Here is a 12590-nt window from a genome sequence, read left to right on the forward strand (position 1 = left end):
AGTTGTATCAAACCCTAAGGCAATAACCCCACAAAACTCCGCTTCTTACGCGGTTCTGACATCATCTCTTCAAGCTTATCAACACACGCTAAGTAATGCGGCGTTTGCTTATGCGCCAGCACGGCTTCATCGTCCTGGTAGGCCTCATAAATAAAGAACCGCGTAGCAATATCAGGGTCCTGCAACACATCAAAACGCAGATTCCCCGGCTCTTTGATTGAGCCTTCATGATTGGCGCGGAACACGTCCATAAACTCGTCCACGCGCTCCGGTTTGATATTAATTTCCACCAGCGTCACGTTCATGCTTTGCCTCCCTGATGCTTCTCATCAAGCCAGAACTGATACGCCTCACGGGCGGAGACATTCTCATGCACCACCTTTTTCACCGCTTTTAGCATGGCGAGCGGCGCGTCTGACTGGAAGATATTACGCCCCATATCCACGCCCGATGCGCCCTGATCGATGGCCCGGAAACACATATCCAGCGCCTCTTGTTCCGGCAATTTTTTACCCCCGGCGATAACAATTGGCACCGGGCAACTGGCAGCAACCTTCTCGAAACCCTCTTCGACAAAATAGGTTTTCACAAACTGCGCCCCAATTTCTGCAGCGATTCGGCTGGCAAGCGAGAAATAACGCGCATCACGCGCCATCTCCTTACCCACACCGGTTACAGCGAGAGTTGGAATGCCATAGCGTGTGCCTTCGTCCACCAGCTTGATGATGTTGTTGATCGACTGATGCTCGTATTCACTGCCGATATAAATCTGCGCCGCCACCGCACAGGCGTTGAGGCGCAACGCGTCCTCCATCGTCACAGCCACACTTTCACGCGACAATTCGCTGAGAATTGAATTCCCGCCCGAGGCCCGCAACACCACCGGTTTGTTGGTAGCTGGCGGAACCACGCTGCGTAAAATACCGCGCGTACACATCAGCACGTCCGTTTCCGGGAATAGCGGCGCAATCGACAAATCAATGCGCTCAAGGCCCGTCGTCGGCCCCTGGAAATAACCGTGGTCGAAGGCCAGCATCACGGTGCGCCCGGAATCAGGGTTAAAGATTCGCGCCAGGCGCGACTGCATTCCCCAGTCCAGCGCCCCGCTGCCCTTCAGGTAAAACGCTTTGTTCTCCTGAGGACGGCCAATGCCGTAATCTTTGCCTTCGCGGATATCATCAAGATCTGCCATTTTTCCCTCCTCAGAAGTCGTATTTACCGATGTTCTCTTTGGTGAACACTACGCGCTCCGGCAGCAGCACAATACCGTTGCCTTTCGCTTCATACTGATAGCCCTGTACGCTATTCGGCTCGACTTTCAGGCTGCCAATTTTAGCCACATCAACAGTGTCACCAACGTTAAGATCGCCCTTTTTCAGCAACGTATTTGCGACGTTCACCGCAATTTCACCCTGTTGCACTACGTCCCACAGGCCAAAGGCTTTCACCGTTCCGCGTTCAACATACGGGCGCATGACGTTTGGCGTGCTGAAACCGACAATCGCAACATTGGTGCGTTTCAGGTTTTCAGCAGCCTGTGCGGCAGCAGGCAATGCGTTAGCATCGGGCGCAATGATCGCATCCAGATCCGGGTACGCTTTTAAGATCCCTTCGGCAGTTTGCAGAGATTTGGTGGCATCGTTATAGCCAAACTGTGTGGTGACGATTTCCCATTCTGGATGATCCTTCGTAATCTTCGCTTTTGCCTCTTTCACCCATTGGTTTTGATCCGTCACCGTTGGGCTCGAGTAGAAGAATGCAACTTTGGCCGCAGGTTTAGTAACTTGTTTGGCCGCCATATCCACCAGCATGCCACCGAGCTGTTGCGGCGTTCCCTGGTTGATGTAAATACTGCGGCATTCAGGTTTAGTATCAGAGTCCCAGGTCAGCACTTTTACCCCGCGCTGCATGGCGCGTTTAAGCGCAGGGCACAGCCCATCAGGCGAAACCGCTGAGACAATAATCGCGTTATAACCCTGATTGACGAAGTTGTTGATAAGCTGCACCTGGCCGGAGACGCTTGGTTCAGTTGGCCCATCGTAAGTCACTGGAACACCGAGATCTTTGCCCGTCTGCATCGCGCCATTGCCACCGCTGGTAAAGAAGCCCACGCCAACCAGTTTTGGAATAAAGGCAATCCTGTCGGCGGCTTGCACACTAACCACACCAAAAGCTAATGCCCATGCACTGAGTTGCAGGACGCGTTTTGTTGTCTGCTTCATAATCACACTCCCGTTAGTTTTCTGTTACCGCGCAAACGACGCCACGCCGCTTGTAGATATTCGCGGTGCAAACTCACCGAACGACCAATGACCACCACAATCAACAGCGCACCGGACAACGCACTCGATACCTGATTAGGCACGCCAGCCATCTGTAAACCTTGTTGCAAATACCCCACCAACAGAGCCGCCAGTGCTGTTCCCAAAATCGAACCGGAACCGCCATAAATATTCGCCCCACCCAACACAGCCGCCGTTAAAGCAGGCATTAACAAATCGCGCCCTAAATCAGAACGCGCCGAGCCGAAATACGAAACCAGCACAATCGCCGCAATAGCCGACGCCAACCCCACCATGCCGTAGACGCCATACAGTGAGCCGTTCACCGGCAGTGCCGCATAACGCGCCGCACGCGGGTTTTGGCCAATTAGAAAGATATGGCGACCAAAGCGGGCGCGGTGGGTCAGTAGCCAGAAAATCAACGTGATAACGGCAAACATCACCAGCGGAATGGGCAGGCCGAAAAGAGTGAGGTTGGCAAAGTTGGTAAATGCATCCGGAAAGCCACCAATACCTTCATAACCCGTCGCACCCGCCATACCGGAAAGCAGCAATGCCGCTCCGCCGAACAGATAAAGCGTGCCGAGCGTGATAACCAGCGGGCTGATGCCGGTGTAGTGAATCAATGCCGCATTAAACAATCCGCACAGCAGGCCGACTGCCAGGGTCAAAATTATGGCTACAGATATTGGCAAACCCGCCTGCAACATCACCCCCAGCGCAATAGCGCACAGGCCAATCGTTGAACCCAGCGAAATATCAATGCCACCGCTGATGATCACAAGCGTCAGCGGCAGCGCCACTATGCCGATGCAGATAAAATCGCTGGTGCTAAACAGCAGCATATTGATGTCTAACATGCGTGGGTTAATTGCACCGAACAGCAGAATTTCTGCCACCAGAATCAGCAATAGCGCCACTTCCCAGTTAAGTTTCAGCTTGCTCATTTACGCTACATCCTTCTTCTTGCGCGGAAAAGGCCGCACGTTTTTAGCCCCCGGTAATGGCGGTACAAAACGGCTGTATTTTTGCGCCCGCTGATGGCGCGCCAGTGCCTGGCGTAACCGCCCATCAAGCACTAGTACGCCGAGTAAAACCAGACCTGCAATAAAGTCATTCCACCAGGCAGGGAGTTTGAAGAGCACCAGAACAGTGTCGATTTGCGTGAGGAAAAATGCGCCGAGAAATGCACCAATGACCGTTCCAGTACCACCAAGCAGAGAGATACCGCCCAGCACACAAGCTGCGATAGCTTTCATCTCCAGCCCGCTGCCGGTTTGATTAGGTACAAAGCCAATTTGCGAAGCGAAGATAATCCCGGCGATAGCCGCCAGCATGCCATTGAAAGTGAATGCCATAAGACGGGTGCGGTTTACCGAAACACCAAGCTGGCGAGCAGCGGCCAGGTTGTCGCCAACAGCGTAAAAATCACGCCCGAAAGCGGTTCGTGCAAATACCCAGGCAGCGATAGCCACTAAAGCAAGAACCGTAAAACCAAGCGGGGAAATCCCCAAAGCGACGGGTTCGGAGAGCGATTTCAGATTAGGGGGCAGTCCTTCAATCCATTTGCCTCCTGTCCATAACAACATACCGCCGCGATAAAGCCCGAGCGTACCAAGCGTTGCTACAATCGCGGGAATGCGCAGCCAGACGACTAAAATCCCATTAAAGAAACCCGCCACCGCGCCAATCAACAAGGCAAAAAGCATCGATACCGGCAAGCTGAAGCCGCTGTTAAGCGCCACGCCGACAGCAATTGCACACAGCCCTACAGTAGACCCCACGGAGACGTCGATATTGCGCGTCAGCATCACCATCGAAGCCCCTACCGCCAGTAGGATCAGGATCTGAGCGCTGGTGAATATCATGCTTAGCGTTTGCAAGCTGAAGTAACTGTGATTGAGTCCGACCAACACGCCAAATAGGGCAACTATCGCCAGCAGCGCGCTGAGTTCACGGTTGCGCAGCAATGTTTTCATGCTTTACCTCCGCCAAACGCCATACTCATCATGCGATCCACAGTGATTGCTGGCTTACGTAGCTCACCATTCATGGCACCCTGGTGCATCACCAGCACGCGATCCGCAAGCCCGCTGAATTCATCAAGATCGGATGAGATCATCAGCACCGCAACATTTTGCGCCGCCACACTTTTGATCAGCTGATAGATATCCGCTCGCGCCGCCACATCCACACCGCGCGTTGGCTCATCAATGATGAGCAGCAGCGGATTGGCTTCAAGGCAGCGCGCCAGCAGGACTTTTTGCTGGTTGCCACCGGAAAGCGTGCGCACCGTCTGCCCGGCATCGTTGAGTTTGATCCCTAGCGCCCGGTGGTAACGTTCCACTATCGCGGACTCGCGCCTGCTTTGTTGCCACAGGCCCGACTCATTCAGCACCACTGTGTTCCAGCGGATCGGCGCATCAAGGAATAGCCCGGAAACCTGACGATCCTCTGGCAAGTAAATCAGTCCACGATCTAGCCGTGATTTGGTACGATCTCCGCTGATTTCACGATTTTCTAAATAAATATGCCCACCGCGAACCGGGCGTAAACCATAGAGCGTTTCTGCCAGTTCAGTACGCCCGGAGCCCACCAGTCCAGCAAGGCCTACGATCTCACCTGCATACAGTTCAAAACTAAGATCGATAAATCCCTCACCGGTCAGCTCCTCTACGCGCAGTACCGGAAAATCCTGTGGTTCGGTGCGACGATTTCCCGGCAATGCCAGCCACAATTTTTGTGTATCGCTTAACGCGTGTTGGCGATCGTTCGGTGTCATGGCGTTGATCAGCTGCTCATCAAGAAGCTGCGCAGTTTCACCTTGTAACACTACGGCACCGTCACGCATCACTGAGATATGGCTGGCAAGCTGGCGAATTTCCGGCAATTTGTGGGAGATAAATACAATGCCCACTCCAAGACTTTGCAAAGCGCGGATCTGACGAAATAGCCGTTCGGTTTCGCCAGGTGTAAGGGACGCGGTAGGCTCGTCCAGGATCAGGATCTTCGCCTCACGCATTAAACCACGCAGGATCTCGACCATCTGTTGATCGGCCACTTCCAGCGTGCTGGCTGTAGCGCTAAGTGGGATCTGACATTCAAGCTGCTGCATTTTCTCTTGCAGGCGCTTTTCCATATCGTTTAGCCGCGGCAGCCGAAAAAGGATGTTCTCGCGCACCGTCAGATTGGGGAACAGCATCGGTTCCTGCGGCACAAGGTAAATGCCTAACTCATGCGCCTGACCTGGTTTGAGCCGCCCAAATGCTTTGCCTTGTACCTTCAGTTCACCGCTATCTGGGGCTTCCACACCGGCAAAAATCTTCATCAGTGTGGATTTCCCTGCCCCATTACCGCCCAGCAATGCGTGGACCTGCCCTGCATACAGAGCAAAATCAATAGCTTTGAGCACGCTCACACCAGAAAACTGTTTGCTTATCTGTTGTGCTTCAAGCATTGCGGTGGTGTTTGGCATCGTCACTCCACAATTGAACAAAAGAGAAATTGAATTAATAATGTTCAAAAGCGTAGACGCCGGGTAATTTTTACAACAGGGCAGAGATCACAAAATTTTTAAATAGATCAGCTAAACCATTTGCATCTGAAAATGATCTTTTTGCCGTGTGCCTCACATTTTCTTACCCCGCACCTTCGAACATATGATCTAAATTTTAATAAGAGTTCACTTATGAGCGATAAACGAGCAGCAGAAGAAGGGAAACTAGCAGCACTCCCAATGGCCGAAGAAGAGCTATTGGCACGCGTGGCCTGGTCTTACTACCACGACGGCCTGACACAGAATGACATTGGTGAGCGGCTAGGGCTGCCACGTTTAAAGATTTCACGCCTGCTGGAGAAAGGGCGTCAATCTGGGGTGATTCGCGTACAGATTAACTCGCGTTTTGAAGGATGCCTGGCACTGGAAACTCAGTTGCAGCAGCGATTCGGTCTCAAAATTGCGCGTGTCCTTCCCGCGCATAACACCCCACCGATGAACACGCGGTTAGGCATTGGCGCAGCGCAATCACTGATGGGGATTCTGGAACCAGGGCAGTTGCTGGCGGTGGGATTTGGTGAGGCAACGATGAATTGCCTCCAACATTTGAGTGGTTTTATTAGCTCGCAACAGATTCGTCTGGTGACACTTTCCGGCGGTGTTGGGCCGTACATGACCGGCATCGGCCAATTGGATGCGGCATGTAGCGTTAGCATGATTCCGGCACCACTGCGGGTTTCATCGCCCCAAGTGGCAGAGATTTTACGCATGGAGTCGAGCGTGCGGGATGTCATTCTCGCCGCCACGGCCGCGGATGTCGCAGTAGTGGGTATCGGCGCTATCAACCAGAAGCGCGATGCGACTATCTTACGTTCCGGTTATATCAGCGAGGGAGAACAACTGATGTACGCCCGCAAAGGTGCTGTGGGCGATATTCTTGGCTATTTCCTGCAAGCGGATGGCGAACTGGTGGAAGCTCTGGAAATTCACCGCGAACTGCTTGGCGTAACGCTCGACGACCTGGCGCATCTCCCAACCATTGTGGGTGTCGCGGGAGGCGTGGACAAAGCGGACGCTATTTATGCCGCACTTCGAGGCCTGCGAATAAACGGCCTGGTGACGGAAGAAGAGACTGCGCGGGCGGTGTTAGCTTTGGCTGATTAACCTCTCGCCTTAGCTTGCGGGGATAATCAATGAGTTACTTGTTGGCATTAGACGCCGGGACGGGCAGTATTCGCGCCGTCATCTTTGATACTTCAGGCCACCAGATTGCCGTCGGCCAGGCTGAATGGAAACATCTAAGCATCACCGATGTCCCCGGATCGATGGAGTTTGATCTCTCAACCAACTGGCAGCTTGCCTGCCAGTGCATTCGTGAAGCTCTCCAAAAAGCACATCTTCCACCTGGTGCTATCAGTGCAGTTTCCTGCTGTTCAATGCGCGAAGGGATCGTGCTCTACGATCGTAACGGCGATCCTATCTGGGCATGTGCCAACGTTGATGCCCGCGCCAGCCGTGAAGTCAGCGAACTTAAAGAGATCCACGATTTCCAGTTTGAATCCGAGGTTTATCATGTTTCTGGTCAAACGCTGGCGCTAAGCGCGATGCCGCGCCTGTTGTGGCTTGCGCATCACCGTCCGGATATTTATCGCCAGGCCGCGACCGTGACCATGATCAGCGACTGGCTGGCAGCAAAACTCAGCGGCGAGCTGGCGGTTGATCCTTCTAATGCGGGTACAACAGGAATGCTCGATCTGGCGACTCGTGACTGGCAACCGGCACTGATGGATATGGCTGGATTGCGGGCAGATATTCTCTCGCCAGTTAAAGAAGCCGGTACGGTACTTGGTGGAGTAACGCAAGAAGCGTCACAGCAGAGCGGTTTACTGGTTGGCACTCCGGTGGTTATGGGGGGTGGCGATGTGCAGCTAGGTTGTGTCGGTCTTGGCGTAGTCCGCGCCGGACAGGCGGCAGTTTTAGGCGGTACGTTCTGGCAGCAGGTAGTGAATCTGCCTGCTATCAAAACCGATCCAGAGATGAATATCCGCATTAACCCGCATGTCATCAGCAACATGGTGCAGGCGGAATCCATCAGCTTCTTCACCGGCCTGACGATGCGTTGGTTCCGGGATGCTTTCTGCGCTGAAGAAAAACTGCTGGCAGAAAGGCTTGGCGTAGACACTTACGCCCTACTCGAAGATATGGCTGCGCGAGTTCCTGCGGGCTCTCACGGCGTGATGCCGATTTTCTCCGACGCCATGCATTTCAAACAGTGGTATCACGCAGCACCGTCATTTATTAACCTCTCAATCGACCCCGAAAAATGCAATAAAGCGACACTATTCCGGGCATTAGAAGAGAATGCTGCGATTGTCTCTGCGTGCAATCTTGAGCAGATTTCCGGTTTTTCCGGCATCCAGTTTGAATCATTGGTATTTGCAGGCGGGGGTTCTAAAGGCGCGTTGTGGAGCCAGATCCTGAGTGATGTAACAGGGTTACCAGTGCGTGTGCCCGTCGTTAAAGAGGCGACGGCACTCGGTTGTGCTATTGCTGCGGGTGTCGGTGCTGGGTTGTTTAACGACCTTGCTGAAGCGGGTGAGCGCCTGGTGCAATGGCAACGCGAATTCACGCCAAATCGGGCGCACCGTGAGCTATATGACGAGATGAAACGTAAATGGACGAAGGTGTATGCCGACCAGCTCACGCTGGTGGATAGCGGTTTAACCACTTCGATGTGGCAGGCTCCAGGTCTGGTGATGCGCCCTTCTCTTTGACGGAAAGGTCAGTTAGCTATGCCCTCTGGAATAAGAAGAAAGTATCTTTTCCAGGGGGAAGATTTAAATCCTCTGCCCTTGCGGAAAACCTCATCGTTCTTTGAATCACGTCACAATCATCAGACAACTTTCCCACATTTACGCTACATCCCGCTAAATTACTAACTCATCCGACCACATAATAATAATGACCTTTCAGGAAGAGAATATGAGCTATCCGTCGCTGTTTGCCCCGCTAGATCTGGGTTTCACCCAGCTTAAAAACCGTGTGCTGATGGGTTCGATGCATACCGGACTTGAAGAACATCCGAATGGCGCCGAGCGTTTAGCCGCCTTTTATGCCGAGCGTGCGCGCCACGGTGTGGCATTGATTGTGACTGGCGGCATTGCCCCTTCCCCTTCAGGTGTTGGCGTGGAAAGCGGCGCTGTGCTCAACAATGAAAGTCAACTTGCTCATCACCAGGTCGTGACGGACGCCGTGCACCGTGAAGGCGGGAAAATTGCCCTGCAAATCCTGCATACTGGGCGCTATAGCTACCAGCCAAACCCGGTCGCCCCTTCCGCTATTCAGGCTCCGATTAACCGCTTTAAGCCTCATGCATTGACCCATGATGAAATCCTCACGCTGATTGAAGAGTTTGCTCAGTGCGCGAGCCTTGCGAAGCAAGCCGGATACGACGGCGTGGAAATCATGGGTTCCGAAGGCTATTTGATTAACCAGTTTCTGGCCGCAAGAACCAACCAGCGCGATGACGAGTGGGGTGGCGACTACACCCGACGCATGCGTTTTGCTATCGAAGTGGTACGCGCAGTTCGTGAAAGAGTTGGGATTAATTTCATAATTATTTACCGCCTGTCGATGCTCGATTTAGTTGAAGGTGGCGGTACTTTTGAAGAGGCTGTTCAGCTTGCCAAAGCCATTGAAAATGCAGGCGCGACGCTGATTAACACGGGTATTGGCTGGCACGAAGCGCGTATTCCAACCATTGCAACACCTGTGCCACGCGGTGCATTCAGTTGGGTAACGCGCAAACTAAAGGGTCAGGTTTCGATCCCGTTGGTCACAACCAACCGAATTAACGATCCGCAAACAGCCGAAAAGATCCTTGCCGAAGGTGACGCCGATATGGTGTCGATGGCACGGCCATTCCTCGCCGATGCCGAGTTTGTTTCCAAAGCCGAGCAAGGGCGTGAAGATGAGATCAATACCTGCATCGGCTGTAATCAGGCGTGCCTGGATCAGATTTTCCTCGGCAAAGTCACTTCCTGCCTGGTGAACCCGCGCGCCTGCCATGAAACAAAAATGCCTGTTGTACCTGCCGCCGTGCTTAAAAACCTGGCAGTGGTGGGAGCCGGTCCCGCAGGACTCGCTTTTGCGATCAACGCCGCGGCACGTGGCCACAAAGTGACATTATTCGATGCCGCTTCAGAAATCGGTGGGCAGTTTAATATTGCCAAGCAGATCCCCGGCAAAGAGGAATTTTACGAAACGCTACGCTATTACCGCCGCATGCTGGGGCTGACGGGCGTTGAAGTTCGCCTTAATCAGTACGTCACCGCGCCAATGCTCAAAGAGTTCGACGAGGTTATTCTCGCCTGCGGCATCGAGCCACGCCTGCCGCTTATTGACGGCATCATGCATCCTAAAGTCCTCAATTACATCGATGTGCTACGCGAGAAAGCACCAGTGGGTAACCGTGTGGCAATCATCGGTGCTGGCGGGATTGGCTTTGATACCGCGATGTATTTAAGCCAGGAAGGGGAATCCACCAGCCAGAACATCGCAGAGTTTTGCGTGGAATGGGGTATCGATACTAGCCTGCAACATGCGGGCGGTTTACGCCCGGAAGGCGTACATCTGCATAAAAGCCCACGTCAGATTGTGATGCTACAACGCAAAACCAGTAAGCCTGGCGAAGGGTTGGGCAAAACAACAGGCTGGATCCATCGCACAACGCTGTTAGCGCGTGGCGTGAAAATGGTGGCGGGCGTGACTTACGAAAGAATTGACGATGAAGGGCTGCATATTACGGTCGGTGGAGAGCCGCAGACGCTGGCGGTCGATAACGTGATTATTTGTGCCGGTCAGGATTCGCGTCGTGAACTGGCAGAACCGTTACGCGAACTGGGGAAAACGCTGCATTTGATTGGTGGTGCGGATGTGGCGATGGAGCTGGATGCCCGGCGCGCAATCGCGCAGGGCACCCGTTTAGCGCTGGAAATTTAGCGAAGACGGCCTAGTTTCACGGCTTTTAATACGACGAATTTCTTGTTCGTAGCCACGGTGTCACAGTTACCGAAGATCTTCTTCAGTTTGTGGTAGTAATCCAGGTGGCGGTTAGCAACGATGTACAGCTCGCCGCCATTTTGCAGGCAACGACGGGCGTGGTGGAACATTTCCCACGCAACCTGATCGGTCAGGGCATGCTGCTGGTGGAACGGTGGGTTGCACAGAATGGTGTTAAAACGGTATGGCTCAACACCGGACAATGCGTTATTAATCATGAACTCGCAGCGTTCCAGGTTTTCTGGCATGTTGAATTCGATGTTCTTGCGGCTGGATGCCACGGCCATCGGTGATTCATCAACAAATACCACTTTCGCATCCGGGTTCTGCTCCAACAGGTGCAGGCCGACCACACCATTACCACAACCTAAATCAACAATTTCACCTTCAAGGCCTGTCGGCAGGTTTTCGATAAAGAATCGCGCACCAATATCCAGACCGGTACGGGAAAAGACGTTAGCGTGGTTATGAATCGTCCACGGCGTGCCTTCCAGTTTCCAGTTCAGCGTTTCGGGTACTTCTTTAATTACCGGAGCATTGAACGTCGTGTTGATCAGACGCGCTTTTTTCCACGCAAGCGTCGTGGTGGTTGGCCCAAGAATCTTTTCAAACAACTCGATAGTTGAGTTGTGAATATCACGCGTTTTTGCACCCGCGATAATACGTGTTTCAGGGGTCACAACATGGCGCAACGCACGAAGCTGTTGCTCAAGCAGTGCCAGCGTTTTAGGGATCTTAATCAGAACCACGGCTGGCGCTTCCGGGTATTTAACGGTGCTATCAAGGAACGTTACGTTGGATTCAACGATGCCGTTCTCACGCAAGTTCTCACGGATAGCCAGTTCGCTAAGATATGAGTCACTGATGCTGTATGGCTTGTGTTCAGCCAACACGCAAGACAGCGCCCCGAAAGTGTCGTTAAAAATCAGGACCGGGCCACTGATTTCGATTTCGTCCAGTTGCTGCAAAAGATAGTCATCGGCAGCTTCCCACGCCTGTAGTGGGTTAACGTCGTCCGTTTCTGGAAAACGTTTTAGTGTCAGTGAACGGAAACCGTCGTCTAATTGGCTCATCGGCCCTCCTGGATGGTAAAATTTCTGCTTATCCCCGAATGGGGGCGTGAGTATACCCTTTTTTTTCCTCAAACTGCGCAACTGCCTTTTGAAAGACGTCGAGCGAGCGAGATCTAATGAGCAATTTAACCTACCTTCAAGGCTATCCCGAGCATTTGCTCGCACAGGTCAGAACATTGATTGCGGAACAACGTCTGGGCGAGGTGCTGCAAAAACGGTATCCGGATACGCACAACATCACGACCGATAAAGCGCTATATGCGTGGACGCAAGATCTGAAGAACCAGTATCTGCGCAATGCGCCGCCGATTAATAAAGTCGCCTATGACAGCAAGATCCATGTTTTGAATAACGCGCTGGGTCTGCATACTGCGGTTTCGCGCGTTCAGGGGAACAAACTGAAAGCCAAAGCGGAGATTCGTGTCGCGACGGTATTTAAGAATGGGCCAGAAGCCTTTTTGCGCATGATTGTGGTTCACGAACTGGCGCACCTGAAAGAGAAAGATCACAACAAAGCATTCTATTCGCTGTGCTGCCATATGGAGCCGCAATATCACCAACTGGAGTTTGATACTCGGCTTTGGTTAACGCAGATGGCATTGAACGGGCAGGCTTGAGCAACATCTATCTCCTGCCAAATCATGCAATTGTAGGTCGGATTAGCGCCAGCGACATCCG

At 52.9% G+C, this 12590-nt stretch carries 11 protein-coding genes; 4 read left to right on the plus strand and 7 right to left on the minus strand.

The window, feature by feature from the left end; translation table 11 throughout:
• Positions 1–14 precede the first annotated feature (14 nt).
• Genes lsrG through lsrA form a run of 6 tightly spaced genes read right to left on the minus strand, consistent with a single transcriptional unit; the run spans position 15 to position 5739 of the window.
• On the minus strand, positions 15–305 hold the full coding sequence (gene lsrG, locus LVQ76_RS06435) for a (4S)-4-hydroxy-5-phosphonooxypentane-2,3-dione isomerase (protein WP_232864665.1): 291 nt from the start codon (positions 303–305) through the stop codon (positions 15–17).
• The gene (gene lsrF, locus LVQ76_RS06440; RefSeq protein ID WP_232921245.1) at positions 302–1192 is read right to left on the minus strand and encodes a 3-hydroxy-5-phosphonooxypentane-2,4-dione thiolase; all 891 of its coding nucleotides are present in this window, start codon (positions 1190–1192) and stop codon (positions 302–304) included. The genes lsrG and lsrF overlap by 4 nt, the downstream gene beginning before the upstream one ends.
• A gap of 10 nt (positions 1193–1202) precedes the next feature.
• Positions 1203–2222: an autoinducer 2 ABC transporter substrate-binding protein LsrB gene (gene lsrB / locus LVQ76_RS06445; protein ID WP_232921246.1), complete on the minus strand. Its 1020-nt coding sequence runs from the start codon at positions 2220–2222 to the stop codon at positions 1203–1205.
• A 2-nt stretch (positions 2223–2224) separates the two neighbouring features.
• A complete protein-coding gene (gene lsrD, locus LVQ76_RS06450; RefSeq protein WP_232921247.1) occupies positions 2225–3229 on the minus strand; it encodes an autoinducer 2 ABC transporter permease LsrD in 1005 nt (334 codons plus the stop codon).
• Positions 3230–4261: an autoinducer 2 ABC transporter permease LsrC gene (lsrC, locus tag LVQ76_RS06455; RefSeq protein ID WP_232864668.1), complete on the minus strand. Its 1032-nt coding sequence runs from the start codon at positions 4259–4261 to the stop codon at positions 3230–3232.
• The gene (gene lsrA / locus LVQ76_RS06460; RefSeq protein ID WP_232921289.1) at positions 4258–5739 is read right to left on the minus strand and encodes an autoinducer 2 ABC transporter ATP-binding protein LsrA; all 1482 of its coding nucleotides are present in this window, start codon (positions 5737–5739) and stop codon (positions 4258–4260) included. The genes lsrC and lsrA overlap by 4 nt, the downstream gene beginning before the upstream one ends.
• 231 nt (positions 5740–5970) lie before the next feature.
• Here lsrA and lsrR point away from each other — a divergent pair, with 231 nt between their 5' ends.
• The 3 genes from lsrR to LVQ76_RS06475 all read left to right on the plus strand — a co-directional run bounded on the left by lsrR (position 5971) and on the right by LVQ76_RS06475 (position 10779).
• Complete coding sequence (gene lsrR, locus LVQ76_RS06465) at positions 5971–6942, plus strand: transcriptional regulator LsrR (RefSeq protein ID WP_064513960.1); 972 nt, start codon at positions 5971–5973, stop codon at positions 6940–6942.
• Positions 6943–6971: 29 nt separating this feature from the next.
• A complete protein-coding gene (gene lsrK, locus LVQ76_RS06470) occupies positions 6972–8552 on the plus strand; it encodes an autoinducer-2 kinase (protein ID WP_232921248.1) in 1581 nt (526 codons plus the stop codon).
• Between the two features lie 208 nt (positions 8553–8760).
• Entirely contained in the window at positions 8761–10779 is a 2019-nt protein-coding gene (locus tag LVQ76_RS06475; RefSeq protein WP_232921249.1) for an oxidoreductase, read from the plus strand.
• Here LVQ76_RS06475 and rlmG read toward each other — a convergent pair.
• Positions 10776–11912 carry a 23S rRNA (guanine(1835)-N(2))-methyltransferase RlmG gene (gene rlmG, locus LVQ76_RS06480; RefSeq protein ID WP_232864670.1) on the minus strand — a complete coding sequence of 379 codons (1137 nt, stop codon included), beginning with the start codon at positions 11910–11912 and terminating at the stop codon, positions 10776–10778. The two genes, LVQ76_RS06475 and rlmG, sit on opposite strands and share 4 nt — an antisense overlap.
• Before the next feature lie 116 nt (positions 11913–12028).
• Between rlmG and LVQ76_RS06485 the strand changes: the two genes are divergently transcribed.
• A complete protein-coding gene (locus tag LVQ76_RS06485) occupies positions 12029–12529 on the plus strand; it encodes a M48 metallopeptidase family protein (RefSeq protein ID WP_151993030.1) in 501 nt (166 codons plus the stop codon).
• Positions 12530–12590: the final 61 nt, after the last annotated feature.

It is taken from the genome of Buttiauxella cochleicola, from assembly GCF_021283185.1.
Classification (GTDB): Bacteria; Pseudomonadota; Gammaproteobacteria; order Enterobacterales; family Enterobacteriaceae; genus Buttiauxella; species Buttiauxella massiliensis.